This window comes from Desulfolutivibrio sulfodismutans DSM 3696, from assembly GCF_013376455.1.
In the GTDB taxonomy this organism is placed as follows: domain Bacteria; phylum Desulfobacterota; class Desulfovibrionia; order Desulfovibrionales; family Desulfovibrionaceae; genus Desulfolutivibrio; species Desulfolutivibrio sulfodismutans.
In genome coordinates this window covers 1,550,367-1,571,587 of record NZ_CP045504.1, presented here as the reverse complement: position 1 = coordinate 1,571,587, position 21,221 = coordinate 1,550,367, and the positions used below count along the sequence as shown (strand labels likewise).

18 protein-coding genes and 1 pseudogene are annotated in these 21,221 nt (G+C 65.7%); 4 read left to right on the top strand and 15 right to left on the bottom strand.

The features are described from left to right. Nucleotides 1-8: 8 nt before the first annotated feature. The 3 genes and pseudogenes from GD606_RS07540 to GD606_RS07530 form a co-directional block, all read right to left on the bottom strand. The gene (locus tag GD606_RS07540; RefSeq protein WP_309550394.1) at nucleotides 9-1,601 is read right to left on the bottom strand and encodes an NAD(P)H-hydrate dehydratase; all 1,593 of its coding nucleotides are present in this window, start codon (nucleotides 1,599-1,601) and stop codon (nucleotides 9-11) included. Between the two features lie 209 nt (nucleotides 1,602-1,810). Next, nucleotides 1,811-2,179: pseudogene (gene acpS / locus GD606_RS20480) on the bottom strand (holo-ACP synthase); the annotation flags it as partial. A gap of 13 nt (nucleotides 2,180-2,192) precedes the next feature. Further along, nucleotides 2,193-2,918 (bottom strand): pyridoxine 5'-phosphate synthase, encoded by a 726-nt coding sequence (locus tag GD606_RS07530; protein ID WP_163300204.1) that lies wholly within the window; start codon nucleotides 2,916-2,918, stop codon nucleotides 2,193-2,195. Between the two features lie 287 nt (nucleotides 2,919-3,205). Here GD606_RS07530 and GD606_RS07525 point away from each other — a divergent pair, with 287 nt between their 5' ends. Then, on the top strand, nucleotides 3,206-4,543 hold the full coding sequence (locus GD606_RS07525; protein WP_163300203.1) for a UDP-glucose dehydrogenase family protein: 1,338 nt from the start codon (nucleotides 3,206-3,208) through the stop codon (nucleotides 4,541-4,543). A gap of 103 nt (nucleotides 4,544-4,646) precedes the next feature. On the opposite strand, the gene GD606_RS07520 is transcribed toward GD606_RS07525, so the two are convergent. The 5 genes from GD606_RS07520 to GD606_RS07500 form a co-directional block, all read right to left on the bottom strand. Then, nucleotides 4,647-4,859, bottom strand: coding sequence for a hypothetical protein (locus GD606_RS07520; RefSeq protein ID WP_163300202.1), 213 nt, complete (start codon nucleotides 4,857-4,859; stop codon nucleotides 4,647-4,649). 259 nt (nucleotides 4,860-5,118) lie between these two features. Next, a complete protein-coding gene (locus tag GD606_RS07515; protein ID WP_163300201.1) occupies nucleotides 5,119-5,346 on the bottom strand; it encodes a hypothetical protein in 228 nt (75 codons plus the stop codon). Nucleotides 5,347-5,496: 150 nt separating this feature from the next. After that, nucleotides 5,497-5,898, bottom strand: a complete 402-nt coding sequence (locus GD606_RS07510) for a bactofilin family protein (protein WP_163300200.1) — start codon at nucleotides 5,896-5,898, stop codon at nucleotides 5,497-5,499. 112 nt (nucleotides 5,899-6,010) lie between these two features. Then, nucleotides 6,011-8,401, bottom strand: a complete 2,391-nt coding sequence (locus GD606_RS07505; protein WP_163300199.1) for a mechanosensitive ion channel family protein — start codon at nucleotides 8,399-8,401, stop codon at nucleotides 6,011-6,013. Nucleotides 8,402-8,409: 8 nt separating this feature from the next. Next, nucleotides 8,410-9,696, bottom strand: coding sequence for a citrate/2-methylcitrate synthase (locus GD606_RS07500; protein ID WP_163300198.1), 1,287 nt, complete (start codon nucleotides 9,694-9,696; stop codon nucleotides 8,410-8,412). 317 nt (nucleotides 9,697-10,013) lie between these two features. On the opposite strand from GD606_RS07500, the gene GD606_RS07495 reads away from it, so the two are divergent. Beyond that, nucleotides 10,014-11,750 (top strand): long-chain-fatty-acid--CoA ligase, encoded by a 1,737-nt coding sequence (locus GD606_RS07495; protein ID WP_163300197.1) that lies wholly within the window; start codon nucleotides 10,014-10,016, stop codon nucleotides 11,748-11,750. Between the two features lie 157 nt (nucleotides 11,751-11,907). Here GD606_RS07495 and dxs read toward each other — a convergent pair whose 3' ends face one another. From dxs to GD606_RS07470, 5 genes are all read right to left on the bottom strand, one after another. Next, complete coding sequence (gene dxs / locus GD606_RS07490; RefSeq protein WP_163300268.1) at nucleotides 11,908-13,809, bottom strand: 1-deoxy-D-xylulose-5-phosphate synthase; 1,902 nt, start codon at nucleotides 13,807-13,809, stop codon at nucleotides 11,908-11,910. Between the two features lie 32 nt (nucleotides 13,810-13,841). Then, complete coding sequence (locus GD606_RS07485) at nucleotides 13,842-14,741, bottom strand: polyprenyl synthetase family protein (RefSeq protein ID WP_163300196.1); 900 nt, start codon at nucleotides 14,739-14,741, stop codon at nucleotides 13,842-13,844. Then, on the bottom strand, nucleotides 14,731-15,006 hold the full coding sequence (gene xseB, locus GD606_RS07480) for an exodeoxyribonuclease VII small subunit (RefSeq protein ID WP_163300195.1): 276 nt from the start codon (nucleotides 15,004-15,006) through the stop codon (nucleotides 14,731-14,733). Before xseB ends, GD606_RS07485 begins: the two co-directional genes overlap by 11 nt. Next, on the bottom strand, nucleotides 15,003-16,454 hold the full coding sequence (gene xseA, locus GD606_RS07475) for an exodeoxyribonuclease VII large subunit (protein ID WP_163300194.1): 1,452 nt from the start codon (nucleotides 16,452-16,454) through the stop codon (nucleotides 15,003-15,005). The genes xseB and xseA overlap by 4 nt, the downstream gene beginning before the upstream one ends. Before the next feature lie 137 nt (nucleotides 16,455-16,591). Then, a complete protein-coding gene (locus tag GD606_RS07470; RefSeq protein WP_163300193.1) occupies nucleotides 16,592-17,008 on the bottom strand; it encodes a secondary thiamine-phosphate synthase enzyme YjbQ in 417 nt (138 codons plus the stop codon). A gap of 323 nt (nucleotides 17,009-17,331) precedes the next feature. Between GD606_RS07470 and GD606_RS07465 the strand changes: the two genes are divergently transcribed. Beyond that, complete coding sequence (locus GD606_RS07465; protein ID WP_163300192.1) at nucleotides 17,332-18,222, top strand: CheR family methyltransferase; 891 nt, start codon at nucleotides 17,332-17,334, stop codon at nucleotides 18,220-18,222. Nucleotides 18,223-18,321: 99 nt separating this feature from the next. Next, complete coding sequence (locus tag GD606_RS07460; RefSeq protein WP_163300191.1) at nucleotides 18,322-19,557, top strand: HDOD domain-containing protein; 1,236 nt, start codon at nucleotides 18,322-18,324, stop codon at nucleotides 19,555-19,557. A gap of 236 nt (nucleotides 19,558-19,793) precedes the next feature. Here the strand turns inward: GD606_RS07460 and GD606_RS07455 are convergent, their stop codons facing one another. Both GD606_RS07455 and GD606_RS07450 read right to left on the bottom strand, forming a co-directional pair. Beyond that, nucleotides 19,794-20,297, bottom strand: a complete 504-nt coding sequence (locus GD606_RS07455) for an Lcl C-terminal domain-containing protein (RefSeq protein WP_176629250.1) — start codon at nucleotides 20,295-20,297, stop codon at nucleotides 19,794-19,796. A 25-nt stretch (nucleotides 20,298-20,322) separates the two neighbouring features. Then, nucleotides 20,323-20,928 (bottom strand): Lcl C-terminal domain-containing protein, encoded by a 606-nt coding sequence (locus tag GD606_RS07450; RefSeq protein ID WP_176629249.1) that lies wholly within the window; start codon nucleotides 20,926-20,928, stop codon nucleotides 20,323-20,325. Nucleotides 20,929-21,221: the final 293 nt, after the last annotated feature.

Sequence of the window (21,221 nt, the reverse complement as noted above, 5' to 3'; positions counted from 1 at the left end):
TCCTTCTTTCATGGTTGGGGGTGGCGAAACACCCGGGGCAGGGCGTCGGCGATGTCCACGGCCGTGTTCCCCCGCCGGGGGAAGCGCCGGGAAAGGCGTTCCCCGCAAAGGCCATGCCAATACACCCCGAGGCAGGCCGCAAGCAAGGGGGAGCGCCCGGCGGCCAAAAGCCGGGCCACAACCCCGGCCAGCACGTCGCCGGACCCGCCCACGGCCAGGTTTGGCGCGGCATGGGGCGACAGGATGACCGGCGAGCCCGCATGGGAACCGTCCACGATGACCGTGCCCGGTCCCTTGAGCACGACCACGGCCCCGGTGCGCGCCGCCAGGGTCCGGGCCGCCCCGGGCCGGTCGGCCTCCACCTCGGCCACGGACAGCCTGAGAAGCCGGGCCATCTCGCCGGGATGCGGGGTGAGCACCGCGCGCGGCCCCAACCGGGCCGCCAGGTCCGGCACATCGGCCAGGAAAAACAGGGCGTCGGCGTCGAGCACCAGGGGCACGGACAGGGGGCCGGGCGAAAAAAGTCCGGCTAAAAACGCCTCCCCCCCGTCCCCGCGGCCAAGGCCCGGGCCGATGACCACGGCGTCGGCCGCCGTCGCCATGTCGCGTACCGCCTCGGCCATGTCCGCCGACCAGCCCGCCCCCGGGGAGGTCTCGGGCAGGGGGGCGGTCATGATCTCCGGCCGACCGGCCTTGACCGCAGGCTCGATCCCGGCCGGGCAGGCCACGGTGACCAGTCCGGCCCCGGCCCGCATGGCCCCCATGGCGCACAAAAGCGGCGCGCCGCAAAGCCCCGGGCTGCCGCCGCCGACCAAGACCTTGCCCGCCGTGCCCTTGTGCATGAGGGGCGAGGCGGCGGGGACATGGTCCATGATGCCCGGGGCGATGCCTGCAAACGAGGCCGGATGGGCGGCCTTGATCTGGGCCGGGATGCCGATGGGGCAGACATGCAGGCGGCCGGTGAAGGGCCGGGCGTGGGGCAGAAAAAGTCCGGCCTTGGCGGCCTCGAAGGTGGCCGTGGCCGTGGCCCGCACGGCGTCGGGGCCGGGGCGGCCGGTCAATCCGTCCAGGCCCGAGGGGATGTCCAGGGAAAAAATGAGGCTTTTGCCCGACGCGGCGTTGATCTTCGCCACAAAGGCCGCGAAATCCGGAGAAAGCGGGCCGCGAAAACCCGTGCCGAGCAGTCCGTCCACGAGGATGTCCGGGCGTTCGTCCATGGAGCGCCCGGCCCGGGACAGGGGCCGGATGGGCAGGCCGAGCTTTTCCGCCAGACGCAGGTTGTAGGCGGCGGATTTGCGGAAGCGGGATCTGGGGCGAGCCAGAAGCGTCAGGGGCTTGGCCCCGGCCGCCGCCAGCAGCCGGGCCAGGGCCAGGGCATCGCCGCCGTTTTGGCCGGGACCGGCGTAGAGGTGGACCCGGGCCCCGGCCAGGGGGCCGTACTCCTTTTCGAGCACGGCGAAGGCCGCCCGGGACGCGTTCTCCATGAGTACATGGGGATGGAATCCGAAATCCTGCATGGCCGCCGCGTCCCAGGCGGCCATCTCGGCCGGGGCGGGCAGGTGGACGACGCTGCCTGGGGGCAGTGCGGCGGGAGTGTTCACGAGGATCGCCCCCGGGGACGCCTGCCGGGATGGCGTCGTTTGGCGGCCGGATCGGGAAAGATGCGTTCGCCCGGGCCGCGCCACAGGCCGGGGTCCGCGTCCGGGCCGCAGGACGGCAGGGGGGACAGGAGGTCCGGGCCGCCCGGGGCCCCGGCGCAGCCGGAGCAGGGCGAGGCCACCTGGGCCATGCGGGGGGCCGGAGGCGGCCCCTCGGCCACCACCACGGCGGCGGCCATGCCCCGGTCGTGGGTCAGGCTGACGTGGAAGGCCGTGGCCCCGATCTGCCGGGCCCGGGCGGCGGCCGGGCCGAAAAGGCGCAGGACCGGACGCCCCAGGGGGTCGGGCAGCACCTCAAGGCACTGGAATGTGATGCCGTCGGCAAACCCCGTGCCCAGGGCCTTGACCGCCGCCTCCTTGGCCGAAAAGCATCCGGCCAGGGTCAGGACGGGATCGCGGCCGGTGCGGGCGGCCATTTCGTCCGCCGTCAGGATGCGTTTCGCAAAGGCCTCGCCGAAACGTTCATGGGCCTTTGCAATGCGCGAGAGCTCCACCACGTCCAGGCCCAGTCCCACGATCATGTCCGCGCCCCCCTCACGAGACGAATCCGGAGACGATGTCCGCCATGCGCGAGACGGCCTCGGGAAAGCCGGTGATCACCGCCCGGGCCACGATGGCGTGGCCGATGGAATATTCATTGACCCCGGACACCCGGGCAAAGGCCATGATGTTCGCATAGTCCAGGCCGTGCCCCATGTTGACCAGAAGGCCCAGGCCCCGGGCCTGATCCAGGGCGGCCAGAAGCCGGTCGAATTCGATCTGCCGGGCGGCCGGGGTCTTGGCCTCGGCGTAGGTTCCGGTATGCAGCTCCACGTAGCCCGCCCCGGTCCTGGCCGCCGCCGCGATCTGGGCCGGATCGGGGTCGATGAACAGGCTGACCTCGATGCCCGCTGCGGCCAGGGGGACGATGAAGGCGGTCAGGGCGCCCTCTTGTCCGGCCACGTCCAGGCCGCCCTCGGTGGTCAGCTCCCGGCGTTTTTCCGGCACCAGACACACCAGGTCGGGGAGGATGCGCCGGGCGATGCCCCCCATCTCCTGCGTGGCGGCCATTTCCAGATGCAGCCGGGTCTTGACCGTGCGCCGCAGGATTTCCACATCCCGGTCCTGAATGTGCCTGCGGTCCTCGCGCAGATGGACGATGATCGCCGCCGCGCCGGAGACTTCAGCCAGGGCGGCGGCCGTGACCGGATCGGGTTCGGCGGCCAGGCGGGCCTGCCGGATGGTGGCCACGTGATCGACATTGACGGCGAGATGCGGCATGGTATTCTCCTTGCAGATGACAACGAACCTCGTCGACTGCGCGCCTGTGCGGCGCACGGACGGCATGACGGGCCGCCCCGGGGGAAATCCATGGGCGGCATACGTTTTTTCCGGTGTAGGCGAGGCCCGGGGGGTTGTAAAGGCCGTGTCGGCGAGTGCAATTCCTGTACATGGCGAAGCACGGTTTTTTCCCTCGGCGGACATGTGCGTAACCGCGCGTGCGGCGAAAATCCGTCCCAAGGCCGTTTCGGCCTGGACATCAACCTTCGAAACAAAGAGCAAGACACATGAATCTGTGCATCGTGGGGACCGGATACGTAGGGCTGGTCAGTGCGGCCTGCTTTGCGGAAATGGGCAACGACGTCTGCTGCGTGGACATCAACCCCAGCATCGTGGAGAATCTGCGCCAGGGCATCATTCACATCTATGAGCCGGGGTTGGAAGAACTGGTGCGGCGCAACACCTCCGAAGGACGCCTGAAATTCACAACCAATATCGCCGAGGGCATGGAAAACGCCCTGTTCGTGTTCATCACCGTGGGAACGCCGCCCAAAGAGGACGGCTCCTGCGACTTAAGCTACGTCTATCAGGTGGCCCGGGACATCGGGGCAGGCATGCGCGACTACAAGATCATCGTGGACAAATCCACGGTGCCCGTGGGCACGGCGGACAAGGTGCGCGCCCTGGTGAACGAGGAACTCGGCAATCGCGGCGAACACATCGAGTTCGATGTGGTGTCCAATCCGGAATTTCTCAAGGAAGGCGACGCGATCAACGATTTCTTCAAGCCCGACCGGGTGGTGGTGGGCACGGACAACGTGCGCACGGCCGAGCTTTTGAAGGCCCTGTATGCACCCTATGCCCGCAGCCGCGACAAGCTCATCGTCATGGGCGTGCGCAGCGCGGAGATGACCAAGTATGCGGCCAACTGCATGCTGGCCACCAAGATCTCGTTTATCAACGAAATCGCCAATGTGTGCGAGTTGGTGGGCGCGGACGTGCGCGAGGTGCGGGTGGGCATCGGCTCCGACCACCGCATCGGCTACCAGTTCATCTATCCCGGCATCGGCTACGGCGGGTCGTGCTTCCCCAAGGACGTCAAGGCGCTTATCGACACGGCCAGGCAGTACGGCTACGAACCCGGGGTGCTGGCCTCCGTGGATGACGCCAACGCCCGGCAAAAGCACGTGCTGTCGCGCAAGATCGAGGAATACTTCGCCGTACGCGGCGGGGTTGCGGGCAAGACCCTGGCCCTGTGGGGCCTGGCGTTCAAGGCCAACACCGACGATGTGCGCGACGCCTCGGCCTTCGAGATGATTCGGGATCTGACGGACAAGGGCATGAAGATCCGGGCCTTCGACCCGGTCGCCGGTCCCAACACCCAGCGCCACTTCGCGGAGAACGATCTCCTGGCCGTGGTGGACGAGCAGTACGCGGCCCTGGACGGGGCCGACGCCCTGGCCGTGGTCACGGAGTGGAACCAGTTTCGCAATCCGGATTTCCCGCGCATTGAAAAGGCCCTGGCCGAGCCCGTGGTCTTTGATGGCCGGAACCTCTATTCGCCCGAACTCATGGCCGCTTTGAACTTCGTCTACTATTGCATCGGCCGCCCGGACCCCAAATAGGCCGGAAAAACGCCATACGCCATAACAATGCGCCGCCTCCGGACACTCCGGGGGCGGCGTTTGCTTTTTTTGCATGCGGCCTACGGTGCAGGGCGGCGGCGCATCAGGCCATGATGGTCTGAGCCCGGTCGGTCTGGGCCGGGGACAGGTCGGCGGGAACCTTTTCCCGGCCGAGCTTTTTGCAGACCAGATATCTGGCGCATTTCGTATTGTCGCCGCGGCAGTATTTCTTTTTCATCATTTCGGCCATAGCGGGCATGTTGGCCATCTTGTCGTTGAAAAAAATACACTTGGCGATCATTTCGCAGTCGGCCATATGTTACCTCCATGCTTCCAGATTTGTGAAATAAATAACACGATAAAAAAAGCTGTGCAAGGACGAAGGGAAGAAAATGGTTCATTATCGGCACGGGATCGCGCAAAGGGCATTCCTAATGTCTATAGAATAAGTATGAATAGGCATGGCCGCGTCTCGTATGCGGGACACGGCGCGCGGGCGTCACACCCAGACGGTGGCGGAAAAAAAGCGGCAAAATGCTGCGGAAGGTGCGGGGACGGTGATGAGGTCGGCTGGATCAGCGGCCGGGTTCCAGGGTGCGCAGGCAGGTGCGCAGCATCAGCTCCCGCAGGATGACCCGTTCGTACTCCACATGGCCGCCCTCGGGGATCTGGTCCTCGACGTCGGCCAGGGCCCGTTCCACGAACTGGGTCTCTTCCCAGAAATCCAGGAGTTCGTCGTCGGCTAGGCCCTTTATCTGGTCTTCCAGGGGGAAATGTTCGGCATCAAGATAGAATCGGCCCATGGAGCGTCCTTCGGTGTGGCGTCCGGCGCACGGCGGCGGCCGGAGCGTGGCGGTGTCCGGGGATAGAAAGCATCGGAACGCGCCGTGGTGATTGCCCCATGTAGCGGGAGTTTCTGAAATGCGCAAGCGCCGGGAAACGGCCGGGCCGGATCACTGCCCCGCATCCCCAGTCTGCTGCGGTATCGGGGTGCGGGGTTCGTATTCCATGCTCATCATGCCGTTTATGACCGCCCCCTCCTCAATGACGATGGACGGGGCGCAGATGTTGCCTTCCATGCGGGCGGTCTTGTTGAACGTCACCCGGATCGAGGCCTCCACGTCGCCCGTGATGCGGCCGTTGGAGATGAGCGTGCCCACCCGGATGCGCCCGTCAACGGATCCCTCCTCGCCGAGCACCAAGGTGCCGTCGGAGGTGATGTCGCCGTTGACGCCGCCGTCGATGCGCACGGTGCCCTGGAAGTCGAACTGGCCGTTGTACTGGGTTCCGGCCCCCAGAAACGCGGTGATTTCGTCGTGGCGGATGGCTTTTTTCCGCGAGGATCGTCCAAACATGTTTCGGCCTCGTTGCAAGTGGGATGAAGCGGGTGTGATACTAGCCGACTCTTGCGGCAAAGGGAACCCATGTCCACGCCCCGGAAAAAACGGACGTTGCCGCCGGGATGGATCAGTCCGGCGCCTGTCCCAGGCCGGGATACCCGTTGCCCCCGGGCTTTGGGCCGTCTCCGGGGCCGGAAACCACCCGGACCTCCCGTTGGGGGAAGGGGATGGAGATGCCCGCTTCCCGAAAGATGCGGTCGATGAGAAAGCGTATTTCCGAGGCCGTGGACACGCCGTGGGCCACGTCGGCCACCCAGAACATGAGCTTGAAGTCCAGGGAGCTTTCCCCGAAATTGATGAACTGCACCAGGGGGGCGGGCTCGGACAGCACGCGGGGGTGCTCGGCGGCCGCCCGGAACAGCAGTTCCCGGACCTTTTCCGTGTCCGATCCGTAGGCCACGCCCACGGCCACCTCGCGGCGCACCCGGGCGTCCTTGTGGGTCCAGTTGACGATCTGGCCGGTGATCAGGTCGGAGTTGGGCACGAAGATGGTGGCGTTGTCGAAGGTCTGGACCACGGTGTTGCGGATGTTCACCTTTTTGACCTGGCACCAGGTCTCGCCGAGCTGGATGGTGTCCCCGGCCTGGATGGAGCGGCCAAAAAGCAGGATCAGCCCGGAGATGAAGTTGTTGACGATGTTTTGCAGGCCAAAGCCGATGCCCACGGAAAGGCCGCCGGCCACCACCGCCAGGCTGGTGAAATTCGCGCCTAAAAGAAAAAGCCCGGACAGGACGTAGAGGCCCCAGGCGGCATAGGTGGCCGAAATGGACAGCACGTCCAGGATGCCCTGGTCCCATTCCGGGCGAAGCCTGGCCGCTTCGGGCAGAAAGGACTTGAAGGCGGCCACTGCCGTGCGCGCCACATGGAAACCCACCACCAAAAGGGCCAGTCGGCCGACGGATAGTCCGATGTCCCGGTAGCCGATTTTGAAGTCGAGGATGTCAAAAAAGACCGTGCGGCCGCCAAGCTGGGTGCAAAACCAGTACAGGGCCAGGAAAAAAAGCCCCAGGTGGATCAGGGGGGCCACCAGGCCGCCCACGACGCCACGGGCGAACAGGGACACGCCCGCCGCCTCGGCCCGGTCCAGCCAGCGGGTGATGAGGCGGCCGAGGCGCAGGCTGCATTGCAAAAAGGCCAGGGCCAGGAACCATCCAGAAATCACCAGATGCGACAGGTTGGCGTAGCCCACCACGGCGGCCAGGGCCAAAAGGGTGAACAGCCACCGGTCGGCCGTGGTCAGAAGCGCGATCAGGTCGGGGGTGTCGTCCCGGGGGGGGCGGCGGGCGACGGAGGCGGCCGAAAAAAGGAGCAGCGCCGTCCAGATGAGTTCGGAGTAGGGGCTGGGCAGTCCCAGCACCCGCAGCGCCAGGCCGCAGGCGAAGAGAAAAAAAAGGTGGCGCAGGGGATTTGGCGCGTCGTCGGCCCCGGGTTCGCCCAGAAAGATGGCCAGAAAACGGGAGACGGACAACAGGGCGGCGGCGAAAAAGATCTCGGCCGCAACGCTTAGGCCCTCGAACAACAGAAACGGCGAGGCCGCCGCCGCCCAGGCAAAGGCCAGCCCAAGCCCTGCGAAACGCAGCACCCCGCGCAGTTTGAGCGCCCCCGCCAGCCCCGGGAAGCGCCGGATGATGCGCCCCGACAGCACGGATGCGGCCAAAAGCGCCACCAGGGCCAGGGCCGCCGGTTTGGCCAGCCCGTCCCAGGGGGACGTGGTCTGCTCTCCGGAGAAAAAGGAGCGGTAGGCCCCAAGGGAGGACATCCACAGCTCCATCTTGAGCCCGGGTTCGGCCCAGGCGCCAAGGCTCAGCACGCTGGGCGCAGGGGTGAGAAAAAAATCCTTCCAGGCCCCGGAGAAGCGGTCCCGGACGTTTTTCTCCATCTCCGCGATCCCGGTCTGAAGCCGCATGGCCGGGCCAAGCTCGCGGTCCAGGGAACCCTTGACCCGGGTCAGGGCCTTTTTCACCCCGGACACGTAGCGCTGGTAGTAGTCGATGGCCTGCCCCACCTCGCCTTCGGGCTTGTCCGCCGACTGCCGGGAAAATTCGCCCTCAAGGGTCTCGATCTGCTCGAAGATGCGGCCAAGCTCCTCGGTGGTGGCCCGAAACGGCTCCACCAGGGCGTCCCCCCGGCCCCGCAGGCGATCCAGGCCGTGCAACACGGCCCGAAGCTCCCAGGGGTTTCCCGTGGTCAGGGAGGTGATCACCGTCAACTGGTCGCGCAGGGCCTCCAGGGCCGAGAGTTCGCTTCGGAAGTCGCGCAGCACCCGGGGAAGCACCGTCTCCATGGACTTGAAGCGCGAGGCCTGGAGGATGAGCGCCTCCTGGTTCTTGCGCAAAACCAGCTTCCAGTCGTCGCCTTCCGTGGTCTGGGCCGCCACGGGACGAGGCGTGGCCGCCAGGATGGCGATGGCCATAAAACAGGCGGCAAAAAGGGGGCGCACGCCCCGGATCATGGCCATGGGGCGGGCTACCGTTTGTCCATGGGCGTGTAGTCCCGCTGGTTCTTGCCGGTGTAGACCTGCCGGGGGCGGTGGATCTTCATCTCCGTGTCCTTCCACTCCTCGTGCCAGTGGGCGATGAAGCCGGGCATGTTGCCGATGGCGATCATCACCGGAAACATGGGCACGGGGATGTTGATGGCTTTGAGCAGCAGCCCGGAATAGAAATTGACATTGGGGAAAAGCCGCCGTTCGAGGAAATAGTCGTCGTTTTGGGCCTGGCCCTCAATGTCCAGGGCGATGTCGAACAGGGGGTCGCGCCGGGCCATGCCCGCGCTTAAGAGGTTCTCGTAGGCCTTGCGGATCAGCGTCGCCCGGGGGTCGTAGCACTTGTAGACCCGTTGTCCGAAGCCCATCAGCCGCCGCCGCCCGGCCTTGGCCTCCTCCAGAAGCCCCTGCGTCGTGATGCGGCCGCCGCGCACCTCTTCGAGCATTTCCATGACCCCGACCCCGGCCCCGCCGTGCAGCCGTCCCCACAGGGCGCAGATGGCGGCCGAGATGGAGGCGAACAGGTTGGCCTGGGAGGAGCCGACCATGCGTACCGTGGCGCAGGAGGTGTCCAGGCCGTGGTCGGCATGGGCGATGAAAAAAAGCGACAGGGCCCGCACGATGGGCGCAGGCGGTTCGTAGAGCCGAAAGGGCACGGAGAACATCATGTGCAGGAAGTTGCGGCAATAGTCCATGTGCGGGTTGGGATACATCAGCGGCAGCCCGTCGGCCGTGCGGAAGCTGAAAGCCGCAATGGTGCGCACCTTGCTCATGATCTTGGCCGCCGCCAGGCGGTATTCGGCGTCGGTGCGGATGTTCAAAAGCTCCGGATAATAGCTGCCCAGGGCGTTGATCATGGCCGAGAGGATGGCCATGGGCTGCCCCAGCGGCGGAAATCCGTCCAGGTGCTTGAGTAGGCCCTCGTGCAACAGTTCCTGGTCGCGCAGCATGCCCCGAAATTCCGCCAGTTCGTCCCGGGCCGGAAGCTCCCCGAACATGAGCAGCATGGCCGTTTCCACGAACGAGGCCCGTTCGGCCAGTTGCTCCAGGGGATAGCCCCGGTAGCGCAGGAGGCCGCGTTCGCCGTCGATGTGGGTGATGCTCGACTTGCAGGCCCCGGTGTTGGCGAAACCCGGATCGAAGGTGATCCAGCCGGTCTTGGCGCGCAGGGAGGTGACGTCGATGCCGCAGTCGCCTTCGGTGCTGCGGACAAGCGGCAGATCGACGGTCTTGCCGTCGTAGGAGAGGGTGGCCAGGGGCTCTTTCATCGTGGGCGCATCCTGTGGGCATGGAGTGAAAACACCAAAAATTCTATGCCATGCCGTGCATATTGTCCACTCGCCGGGTGTCGGGCTGTGGCGGGAACGGGCCCCGGACGAGGCCTGGAGCGCATCTGGCGGCTGGTATCCGAGGCCTTCGGGTGCGCCGGGCAGGGGCTTAAGCCGCCGAAAGCGGGATGCGGGCGGGAGGCGTTTTTCGACCCCTGGCGGCATGGACCTGTTGCGCGCCGGGCCCCGGGCGTTTACATACCCCCTGTTGACCCGTACGCGTCCACCTCGCCACCGCCAAAGGAGCGCAGCCGCCCATGCCGACCACGCCAGACCACGCCGCAGACGCCTACGCCTTCCCGCCCCTGTCTCTGGAAGGCCTTGATGCGCCCCTTTTTTCCCATCTGGACCGGGCCGCCGCCGAGCATCCGAAGCGGACGGCCATCCTTTTCCACAACGCCCGGGTCTCCTACGCCAAACTCCTGCGCCTGGCCGAGACCGGGGCGGCGGCCTTGCGCCGGGCGGGGCTTAAAAATGGCGACCGGGTGGCGGTCATGCTCCCCAATTCTCCCCAGGCCATCATCACCTATTTCGCCGTGCTCAAGGCCGGGGGCGTGTGCGTCATGGTCAACCCCCTGTACATGGACTTCGAACTGCGCCATCAGCTCGCCGACAGCGGCGCGAAGATGCTGGTCATCCTGGATCTCTTATGGGCCAAACATCGCGCCCTGGTGCGCGAACTCGGGCTGTCCCGGGTCTTCGTCACCCGCCTAAGCGACGGCCTGCGGTTCCCCTTGAACCTCCTTTTCTATCTGAAGATGCGCCGGGAGGGGAAACGGCCGCCGATTGGCGTGGACAACCACACGATCTTTCCCTGGCGGGCGCTTTTTGCGGGCAAGGCCCGCGCCAGCGCCACGGACATCGATCCCGGCGTGGATCTGGCCGTGCTGCAATATACCGGCGGCACCACGGGGCAGGCCAAGGGGGCCATGCTCACCCACAGAAATCTCATGGCCAACGTGCGGCAGTGCCATACGGTGTTGCGTGAGGTGGGGATCACTTCCGAGGTGTTTTTGGGGCTTTTGCCCTATTTCCATGTCTACGGGCTCACCGTGTGCGTCAATTTCGCCGTGGCCTGCGCCGCGACCATGGTTCCCCTCGCCCGGTTCATCCCGGCCCAGACCATAAAAATCATCGCCAAGACGCGGCCCACCATCTTTCCTGGCGCGCCAGCGGTCTATGCCGCGCTTTTGCGCCAAAAGGACGCGGCCCGGGAGACCCTGGGCAGCATCCGCTACTGCGTGTCCGGCTCGGCCCCCATGTCCGGAGAGCTTTACGAGCGGTTCACGGCCGCAACCGGGGCCAAGATCCTGGAGGGCTACGGCCTGACCGAGGCCTCGCCCATCACCCACGTCAATCCCCTGGAGGCCCGGCGCAAATCCGGCTCCATCGGCCTGCCCTTTCCCGGCACGGAGGCCAGGATCGTGGACATGGAGACCGGGACCATGGAGCTTGCCACGGGGGAACAGGGGGAACTGGCTGTGCGGGGTCCGCAGGTCATGGCCGGGTACTGGAACCGTCCCGAGGACACGGCGCAGGTGTTGCGGGACGGCTGGCTGTTGACCGGGGATGTGGCCATCCGGGACGACGAGGGCTATTATTTCCTCCTGGATCGCAAGAAAGACCTCATCCTGTGCGGCGGCTTCAACGTCTATCCCAGGGAGATCGAGGAGGCGCTCATGCACCATCCGGCGGTCAAGGAGGCCTGCGCCGTGGGGGTTTCCCATCCTTCCCGGGGCGAGGCGGTGAAGATCTACGTGGTGGCCGAGCCGGAGCACAACCCGTCCAAGGCCGAACTCCTGGCTTATCTTCGGGAGCGGCTGGCAGGTTACAAAGTGCCGAAATACATGGAATTTCGTGACGAGCTGCCGCGTACGGCGGTGGGCAAGCTGCTGCGCCGGGTGCTACGCGACGAGGGGTGCGCCAGGGCCTCGGGGAATTCCGGGGCTGACGGGGACGGCAAAATCCCTGACGGCGGCGGACAACCGGCCTGAACCCGGGACGGGTTTCCAAAGGGTGAAACCCTTTGGCCGCCGGAGGCTTCTCCACCCCCGACCCGCCTTTGACCGCCAGGGGCTTCTCCACGACGGCATCACGGTCGGCCGCCCCAGGCCCTTCCCCTGGCCGCCGTCTCGCGGTCTCGCGGCGGGATCAGCCCATAAGCTCTGAAAGCGCCTTTTCGATGCCTGCGGTGTCGAGGCCGAGCGTTTCCCGCAGGGTCTTTTGCGGCCCCTGGGGTACGAAGGCGTCGGGCAGCCCCAGGCGTTTGACCGTCAGTCCGGCCAGGGCTCCCTTGTCGGCCAGAAGCTCCAGGACCGCCGAGCCAAATCCCCCGGACAGGGCGTTTTCCTCCACCACCAGCAGCTTTTTGCAAGCCCCGGCAAGCTCCATGATCTCCGCTTCCGGCAGGGGCTTGACGAACCGGGCGTTGAGCACGGCCACGGACGCGCCCGTGGCGGCGCAGAAGGCCTTGGCCGCGGCCAGGCAGGGATGGACCCGGCTGCCGATGGCGATGACGGCGATGTCGGTCCCCTGGCGCACAAGCTCCCCCTGGCCGAGGGGAATGGGCGCCGGGCGCAGATCCGGTTTGGCCCCGACCCCCATGCCGCGCGGGTAGCGGATGGCCGCCGGGCCGTCGTGGGCCAGGGCCGTGACGAGCATGCGGGCAAGCTCGGCCTCGTCCTTGGGGGCCATGAGCACCAGGTTCGGGATGTGGCGCAGAAAGGACAGGTCGAAGGCCCCGTGGTGGGTGGGGCCGTCCTCGCCCACCAGCCCCCCCCGGTCCAGGCAAAACGTCACGGGCAGGTTCTGCAGGCACACGTCGTGGACGATCTGGTCGTAGGAACGCTGCAAAAACGTGGAATAGATGGCCACCACCGGCCGGTAGCCCTGGGTGGCCAGCCCGGCGGCGAAGGTCACGGCGTGCTGCTCGCAGATGCCCACGTCCACGAACTGCCCGGGCAGTTTTTCGGCGAAGGCCGACAGCCCCGTGCCCTCGGGCATGGCCGCGGTGATGGCGATGATGCGGGGGTTGGTGCGGGCCTTCTGGAACAGGGTGTTGCCGAAGACCTCGGTGTAGGTGGCCGGGGCGACCGCCGATCCGGGCTCGGACAGTCCGGTCTCGGGCTCGAAGCAGCCCACGCCGTGGAAATAGGTGGGGTTGGACTCGGCCGGGACATAGCCCTTGCCCTTTTTGGTGAGCACATGGACCAGCACCGGGCCGTCGATGTTTTTGACCTCCTCGAAGACCTGGCTCATGCGCTCCACGTCGTGGCCGTCGATGGGGCCCAGGTAGTTGAAGCGGAAGGCCTCGAAAAGCATGCCCGGGGTGAAAAAACTCTTGAAGGACTCCTCGCCCCGGCGCACGTAGCCCATGAGATCCTGGCCGTAGGGCAGGGACTTGATCCAGCCCTCCATGTCCTTTTTCAGGCGCAGCACCCAGCGGTGGGCCAGTTTGCGGCTTAGGAACAGGGACAAGGCCCCCACGTTTTTGGCGATGGACATCTCGTTGTCGTTTAAGACCACGATGAGCTTGCCGCCCCAGCCCCCGGCCTGGTTTAAGCCCTCGTAGGCCAGCCCGGCGGTCATGGAGCCGTCGCCGATGACCGAGATGACGTGGTGGTCCTTTTTGTCCATATCCCGGGCCATGGCCATGCCCAGGGCGGCGGAGATGGAGGTGCTGGAATGGCCCACCCCGAAGTGGTCGTAGGGGCTTTCGCTGCGCTTGGGGAAGCCGCTTATGCCGCCGAAGGTGCGCAGGGTGTGGAACGACTCCAGACGTCCGGTGAGGATCTTGTAGGCGTAGGCCTGATGCCCCACGTCCCACACGATCTTGTCCCTGGCCGGGTTGAAGGCCCGTAAGAGCGCCAGGGTCAGTTCCACGACCCCCAGCGACGGGGCCAGATGGCCGCCGGTCATGGAGACGGTGGAGATGATCACCTGGCGAATCTCCCGGGCCAGGCAGGCCAGATCCTCGGGGGAAAGCGCGGCCACCTCTCCGGGGTCGGCTAGGGTGGTCAATATCCGAAGTGACTGCTGTTCAAAGTCCGACATCATGTCTCCCGGCGCGATACGCCAGTCCAGTGCTACGAAACGCGGTCCACCACATAGCGGGCCAGTTCGCGCAAAAACCGCGCCGCCTCCCCGTCGTGGTCGGCCACGGCGCGCACCGCCGTGTCGGCCTCGGCCAGGGCCATCTCCCGACTCTGGGGAAGCCCGGCCAGGGAGGGAAAGGTGTTTTTGCCCATGGCCTGATCGCTGCCCACGGGCTTGCCGATGGCCGTCTCGTCGCCCACCACGTCCAGGATGTCGTCGGCGATCTGGAAGGCCGCGCCCAGGCTTTGGCCGTAGAGGGCCGCCCGGTCCACGTCCTGCGGGGCGCACTCGGCCAGGATGGCCCCGCACACGCAGGCGGCCCGGATCAGCGCCCCGGTCTTTTTGGCCTGCATGGCCGCCACCTGGGCCAGGCTCACCCCGGACGCGCCGGTATAGTCCATGTCCAGCATCTGGCCGCCCACCATCCCGGCGCTTCCGGCGGCAAAGGCCGCCTCGGCCAGGGCCGTGAGCACCGCTTTTTCCGGGACCGCCGGGGCCGTCTCGGCCATGACCCCGAAGGCCTCGGTCAGCAGGGCGTCCCCGGCCAGGATGGCCTGGGCCTCGCCGTAGGCCTTGTGGCAGGAGGGCCGTCCCCGGCGCAGGTCGTCGTCGTCCATGGCCGGCAGATCGTCGTGGATGAGCGAATAGGTATGGATCAGCTCGAAGGCGGCGGCGAACGGCAGAACCTTCCCGGGCGGCAGGCCATGGAGCTCGGCGAAGGCCAGGCACAGGGCCGGTCGCAGCCGTTTGCCCCCGCCCAGCAGGCTGTATTCCATGGGGGCGATCAGGGTTTCGGGGGTTCCTGCCTCGCGCAGCCGTCGGCCGAAGCGGTCGCGCAGATAGTCGGCGGTCAAGGCGGCATAGGCCGCCAGTCTGTCTTTAACCCACATCCGCGCCGCCTCCCGGCCCTTCCGGGGCGTCCTCGTCCCCGGGTTCGCCGACAAAGGGGGCAACGCCGCCCTGCGGCCCGCCCAGGGCCAGGGAAATTTCCATTTTGGCGTCGTCGAGCCGCTTGCGGCAGGACGCGGCCAGAGCCATGCCTTCCTTGAAAAGGGCCACGCCCTTGTCCAGGGACGCGTCCCCGGATTCCAGCCTGGCCACCACGGCCTCCAGGCGTTCCAGGGTCTTTTCGAACGATTCCTGCCTGACGCTCATCTCCGGCCTCCCCCGCGCTCCGGTTCCCGGGCGGGACACGGCGCGGCCTCGCCCGCCGCCTCCGTCACCTCGGCCCGGATCGTTCCCTCATACACCATGACCTCTATCTTGTCGCCTTTTGCCGCGTCCCCGGCCCGGCGCAGAAATTTGCCCGTGCGGACCAGGGTGGTCAGGCTGTAGCCCCGAGCCAGGGGGGCCATGGGATCGAGCCCGGCCAGCCGCAGTTCGGCGTCCCGCAGGGCGCGTTCCCTGTCCCGGACGATCCCCTCCATGGCGGCCTCCAGGCGTTGCGAAAGCCGGTCTGCCCGGTCCCGGGCGAGATCCGCATCCAGCCTGCCGCCCGGTGAAACCATCCGCTCCAGGCGGTCCCGCAGCCGCGTGAGCCGTCGCCCGGCGTCGTCGGCCAGGGTCTCTCCGGCCCGCGTCAGCCGCCCGGCCAGGGCGGCCAGGGTCAGGGCCGCGCGCTCCAGGCGGTGGGCCGGGGACAGCCAGGACAGCCCCCGGGACAGGTGGGCCAGCCGCGCATCAAGATCCCCCAGGAGGCGGCGCACGGCGGCTACGGCGGCGGTCTCCAGGTCGTCCACGCGCTGCACGTAGACCCGCCGCTCGGGCCACAGGGTCTGGGCCGCATGGGAGGGGGTGGCGGCCCGCACGTCGGCCGCCATGTCGGCGATGGTCACGTCCACCTCGTGCCCGACGCCCGTGAGCACGGGCACGGGGCAGGCGAAAATGGCGTCGGCCACGATCCGGGTGTTGAAGGCCCACAGATCCTCGATGGACCCGCCGCCCCGGATGAGCACCGCCGCCTCGGCCCAGCCCTGGCGGCCGATGTCCGAGATGGCCTGTGCGATGCGCCCGGGCGCGGCCTCTCCCTGCACCGGGGTGTCGTGGATGCGGACCTGGCAGCCGAAGCCACGCCCCCGGCCGACCTTGATGAAGTCGCGCACGGCGGCGCTGGTGCTGGCGGTGACCACGGCCACGCGCACCGGGTGCAGCGGCAGGGGGCGTTTGCGACCGGCGTCGAAATAGCCTAAGGCGGCCAGCTCGCGCTTTAAGGCCTCGAATTCCTGGTGGAGCCTGCCCGCGCCGAGCTCCTCCACCATCTCCACCACCAGTTGGTAGACCCCGCGCGGCGGATAGACCGTCAGCCGCCCGGCGCACAAGATCTCCATGCCGTCGCCCAGGCGCATGGCCGCCCCCGGCTCCAGCACCTCGCCCGTGGCCGGGTTGTAGCGTTCCCCGGCCCCGGTCGTGGCCCCGCCGTGGGCCCCCCGGAACCAGACCGCCGCCAGGGCCGCCTCGGGGTCTTTCAGGGTGAAATAGATGTGCCCCGACGAGGGCCGCGACAGGTTGGAGATCTGGCCGCGCACGAACACCAGCGGGAATTCGGCCTCGAGCACCTCCTTGACCGCCCGTGTCAGTTCGCCAACCCGAAAGATGTGCGCCATGCAACCTTCTCCCCGCCCACCGGCGGGGCGAGGATGTTTGCTTATGCGATGGTGTTTGGGCCTGTCAACGCGATCTGGAAAGACCCGGGGCGCGACCGGGAAAGACCCGGGGGCGCGGCCGGAAAGGGCGGCCGGGCCTATTCGCCGATGATCTTGACCAGCACCCGCTTCTTGCGGCGGCCGTCGAACTCGCCGTAGAAAATGCGTTCCCATGTCCCGAAGTCCAGGCGTCCCCCGGTGACCGCCACCACCACCTCGCGGCCCATGACCTGGCGCTTCATGTGGGCGTCGGCGTTGTCCTCGCCCGTGTTGTGGCGGTACTGGCCCACGGGCTCGTGGGGGGCGATCTTTTCCAGCCAGACCTCGTAGTCGTGGTGCAGGCCCGGTTCGTCGTCGTTGATGAACACCGAGGCGGTGATGTGCATGGCGTTGACCAGGCACAGGCCTTCCTGAATGCCTGATTCGCGCAGGCAGGCCTCCACCTCGGGGGTGATGTTCACGAAGCCGCGCCGGGAGGGCACCTGCATCCACAGTTCCTTGCGATAACTTTTCATGGCCGGTGGCCTCCTTGTCTGGGCGGGTTGCCGTGTCCCGGGTGTCGCCGCCATTTTGCGCTAAGTTCCGCCTCCCTCAAAATCGTTGCACACGGCCGGGAAAAAAGCCATAGTGCCATGGTGCCCACTTTTTTGCATCCCCTCGTCTGGTGACGGCGTATGCAGTTCCAGGTGAAATCTGCGTCCTGCAAAGCATGTGCAACGGTGTACCTGCTCATGCCTTCGGAACGTGTCGTTCAAACGATCCCGGAAAACGGCGCATCGGCTTGTCATCGGAAACAACCCCTGCTAAAAGCGGGTGAAATCCAGCTATTTCCAAAAACATGAGCATATCCCTCTCCACCACCTCCGCCCCCGGACCGCTTCTTTTGCGGCGTACAGCGGCCATCACCGACGACGAGTTCCGGGAGCTTCGGGACTTTATTTACGCCAAATGCGGCATCTGGGTGGACGAAAAACGCAAGTACCTTTTTGAAAACCGGTTCGGCAAGCGCCTGGGGGAGCTTGGGCTCAAGTCCTTTGGCGATTATCTGCGCCTTTTGCGTCACGACCCGGGCCGCGACAAGGAGTTGCAGCAGGTCTACGAACTGGTGACCACCAACGAGACCAGCCTGTATCGGGACTTGAAACAGCTCGACGGGTTCAAAACCCACATCCTGCTGCCGCTTCTGGCCGAACAGCGCAAGGCGGGCCGCCTGGAGATCAACATCTGGTCCGCAGGCTGTTCCTCGGGCGAGGAACCCTACACCCTGGCCATCATGCTCCACGAGGAGCTCGGGGTGGACATCCGGCGCTGGAAAATCCAGATCACCGGCTGCGACCTTTCCCCGGCCATGGTGGCCAAGGCCCGGGCCGGGGTCTATGCCGACTACGCCTTCAAAACCACCCCCGAGACGATAAAAAAGAAGTATTTCACGGTGGCCAAGGACGGCCTCAAGGTCGCGCCCCATGTGGCGTCGCTCACGTCGTTTTCCGTGCTCAATTTAAACGACATCATGGCCGTCAAGCGCATCCCCAAGTCCCATGTGGTGTTTTGCCGCAACGTGATCATCTATTTCGACGACGCCATGAAGAAGAAGGTGGTGGGGTCGTTTTACGAGAACCTGGCGCCGGGCGGCTTTTTGGTGCTCGGGCATTCGGAGACCCTGCATAAGATCAGTTCGGCCTTCCGGCCCAAATTCATTTCCGGGGCCGTGGCCTACCAAAAGATCTAGGAACCGATGCCAAACGTCATCACATACTCCCGGGCGCTCTCGCGCAACGTCCCCGTGCCGCTGCCGGGTACGGCCGCAGCGCCCCAAGGCGGGTGAGCCATGCCGCGTATCTCCATTGACGCCATCATTCCAGGAATGGTCGCGGCGGCGGACGTCGCCACCCCGGACGGGCGGCTTGTCCTGCCCGCCGGGCAGGTCATCGGCCCTCGCCATCTGGACAGTTTTCGCAGGCTCGGGGTCACGGAGGTGGACATCGACGACGCCTCGGGGGGCGCAGCTCCCAGCCAGGACGCGGTCAACGAACACCTGGACGGGGCGGCTGCCTACGCCAGCGAGTTTTTCGCCTTCCTGGACCCGGACCATCCCGTCATCCTGGCCCTTTATCGGCATGTGGCCGGGGCCGTGGCCCTGGACATGGCCCGGGGCGTGGCCCTGCCGTCCCTGGAGGAGCGGCGGGCGGTCAACGTGGAGCATCTCGCCGACGTCATGCCCATGGAGATCGCGGCCCCGGCCCGGCTGGTGGCCCACGAAACGGAGCTGGCCTCGTTTCCGGACATCTATTTCAAGCTCAAGGAGGAAATGGACTCGCCGAAATCCTCCATGGGCCGCATCACGGCCCTGATCAGCCGGGACGTGAGCCTGTCGGCCAAGCTTTTGCGGTTGGCCAACAGTCCCCTCTACAACTTTTCCGGAGCCGTGGACACCATTGATCGGGCCGTGGCGCTGATCGGCATGGAGCAGATTTCCACCCTGGCTCTGGGGGTGACGGCCATCAACTACTTCAAGGGCATCCCCCCGGAGTTGGTGGACATGCGGTCCTTTTGGCGGCATGCCGTGTCCTGTGGGCTTTTTGCCAAGCTTTTGGCCAATGCCGCCGGGGTCAACAACGTGGAACGGTTTTTCGTGGAGGGGCTTTTGCACGACGCCGGGCGGCTGATCCTCTTCAAGAAAATGCCCTACGCCTCCACCGACGCCCTGCTGTACGCCCGGGAAAACCGGGTGCCGGTCGTTGAGGCCGAACGCGCGACCTTCGGCTACATCCACACCGATGTCAGCAAGCCCCTTCTGGCCCACTGGCGGTTCCCCAGCGGCATAAGCGACGGCATCAACCACCACCACGCCCCGGCCGAGGCGGGCAATCCCCGGCAGGCGGCCATCATCCATGTGGCGGATCTTCTGGCCAACGCCATGGAGATCTCGCTTGGCAACCTCTACGTGCTGCCGCCTTTCGAGGCCTCGGCCTGGGAGTCGCTGGGCATCCAAACGGAGAGGCTGCCCGGGATCCTGGCCGAGTTTGAGCAACAGGCCGCCAAGACCCTCAGCGCCTTCGTCTGACGCAGCGCACCCCTCGCAACGCGCCGTTTTCCGTTATTTTCAAAAATCCGGGTTTCGGCTCATCGGACGGGGCGTCCGTACGACGCTTCCGCCTCACGACAGGCAGCGGGTCATCGCCAGCCCAGCACGACCACCTGTACGGCCACCGGGCCGTGCGCCCCTTTGACATACACGAATTCGATGTCGCCGGTGCTGCTGGCCCCGGATACCGAGGGAGCGGCTTTTGGGCCGCCGCATCATTCCATGTTCAAGAGAAGCATGTTGGAGGATTCGATGGGCATGGGCTGCTCGCCGGACTCGCCCCGGACGCAGCGGACCCGGCCTCCCCAGGTCTTCACCTGCGTATACGATGTCCCGGTGTTGAGGGAGGCTATCCAGGCATACGTAAAAAAATCATATCCGATAGCCGTGGTGGTCGTCCAGAAGACCGAGGAGCCCGGGGCGGGGAACAGCGGGTCAAGGGCCGGATTGATGCGGGTGTCGTCAACCAGACTCTCCAGCTCCTTCTTGTTCGGCAGCCGCCAGTCTGTCACTCCTCCTGTGGTGCGGGCCTCGCAATACGACAGCGCCTGCTCCCAGGCCATCTCGCTGTCGCTTTGTCCCTTCTCCCACTGCAATCCCGTGGATTGATCCAGCACCATGAGGCCATTGTCCACGAACGAAGCTACGGCGGGTTGGGCGCAGTACAACAGAATGGGCATGGCCAGACTGAAAATATAAAATTTATGCAGCATGTGCATATGTGCCTCGCTTTGTTGGCGGATATTAGAGAGCTGGTCCCCGCACGCATCGCACAAGGTAGGGGTTGGAAATACCGTCGTAGGAAGCCAGGCCGTCGGAAAACCGCACGGACCAACCTTCGGATGCGTCGCCTGCCTGTAGGGTTGTCGTCCAGTACTTTCCGTTACCACTGGTGAAGACGGGGTTGGTGGCCGGAGCAGCCCGGGAAGCGTCCACAATGGTCAATAACTCCATACGCGTGGGGAGTCTCCAGTCGGAATAACCGCCAAGGGTCAGACCCTCGCAGTAGGCCCTTGCCTCTTCGAGGTAACGCGAGACGCCGTCATCGGCCTTTTGCCAGCCCAGCCCGGTGACGGTGTCGGCCACCACTTCCCCGCTTGCGGCATACGCGGGAGGACTTCCGGGATAGTTGCCGTCCTGGCCGTAGAATGGCTGGCCTGCCGTAGGGCAGGGACTGAGCAGCAGCACGTTGTCGTAACAGGCGGTCTGCCCCGTGCCGGGCAGGGTGTAGGATCTCGCCAGCGCGGGGGAGGACGCCAGCAGCAACATGGTGAACGCCGTAAGAAGCGCCGGAAGAGGAGAGAGACGGGGTGAACAGGTATTTTGCTGCATGGGATACCCTCCGATCATGAGCGATGCGATGTGCCCGGCGGGGCAAGACGCCAAGTCAGAAAGCAGGGATGCATGGGAATGACAGAAACAGGCCTGAAAGCCATTATTGAATAAAAAATGCCTGAAAAAAATGTGCACGTCAAGGGGACAAGGCTTCAAATTGTACTATCATGCCGACAGGGCGCACAAAAGAAAAATTCTTCGTGAAAAATGCATTGCGATCAGGGTGGGATGGAGATTACATCACAGATAACCTTGAGCTATTCATCATGCATACCAGGTTGTTGAACTAAAATAAAAAATACACATAA

Bases quoted from the DNA above. Each gene is read 5' to 3' on its own strand.
- GD606_RS07530 (WP_163300204.1), bottom strand. From the start codon at position 2,918: ATGCCGCATCTCGCCGTCAATGTCGATCACGTGGCCACCATCCGGCAG.
- GD606_RS07525 (WP_163300203.1), top strand. From the start codon at position 3,206: ATGAATCTGTGCATCGTGGGGACCGGATACGTAGGGCTGGTCAGTGCG.
- GD606_RS07520 (WP_163300202.1), bottom strand. From the start codon at position 4,859: ATGGCCGACTGCGAAATGATCGCCAAGTGTATTTTTTTCAACGACAAG.
- GD606_RS07515 (WP_163300201.1), bottom strand. From the start codon at position 5,346: ATGGGCCGATTCTATCTTGATGCCGAACATTTCCCCCTGGAAGACCAG.
- GD606_RS07510 (WP_163300200.1), bottom strand. From the start codon at position 5,898: ATGTTTGGACGATCCTCGCGGAAAAAAGCCATCCGCCACGACGAAATC.
- GD606_RS07505 (WP_163300199.1), bottom strand. From the start codon at position 8,401: ATGGCCATGATCCGGGGCGTGCGCCCCCTTTTTGCCGCCTGTTTTATG.
- GD606_RS07500 (WP_163300198.1), bottom strand. From the start codon at position 9,696: ATGAAAGAGCCCCTGGCCACCCTCTCCTACGACGGCAAGACCGTCGAT.
- GD606_RS07495 (WP_163300197.1), top strand. From the start codon at position 10,014: ATGCCGACCACGCCAGACCACGCCGCAGACGCCTACGCCTTCCCGCCC.
- dxs (WP_163300268.1), bottom strand. From the start codon at position 13,809: ATGTCGGACTTTGAACAGCAGTCACTTCGGATATTGACCACCCTAGCC.
- GD606_RS07485 (WP_163300196.1), bottom strand. From the start codon at position 14,741: ATGTGGGTTAAAGACAGACTGGCGGCCTATGCCGCCTTGACCGCCGAC.
- xseB (WP_163300195.1), bottom strand. From the start codon at position 15,006: ATGAGCGTCAGGCAGGAATCGTTCGAAAAGACCCTGGAACGCCTGGAG.
- xseA (WP_163300194.1), bottom strand. From the start codon at position 16,454: ATGGCGCACATCTTTCGGGTTGGCGAACTGACACGGGCGGTCAAGGAG.
- GD606_RS07470 (WP_163300193.1), bottom strand. From the start codon at position 17,008: ATGAAAAGTTATCGCAAGGAACTGTGGATGCAGGTGCCCTCCCGGCGC.
- GD606_RS07465 (WP_163300192.1), top strand. From the start codon at position 17,332: ATGAGCATATCCCTCTCCACCACCTCCGCCCCCGGACCGCTTCTTTTG.
- GD606_RS07460 (WP_163300191.1), top strand. From the start codon at position 18,322: ATGCCGCGTATCTCCATTGACGCCATCATTCCAGGAATGGTCGCGGCG.
- GD606_RS07455 (WP_176629250.1), bottom strand. From the start codon at position 20,297: ATGCACATGCTGCATAAATTTTATATTTTCAGTCTGGCCATGCCCATT.
- GD606_RS07450 (WP_176629249.1), bottom strand. From the start codon at position 20,928: ATGATCGGAGGGTATCCCATGCAGCAAAATACCTGTTCACCCCGTCTC.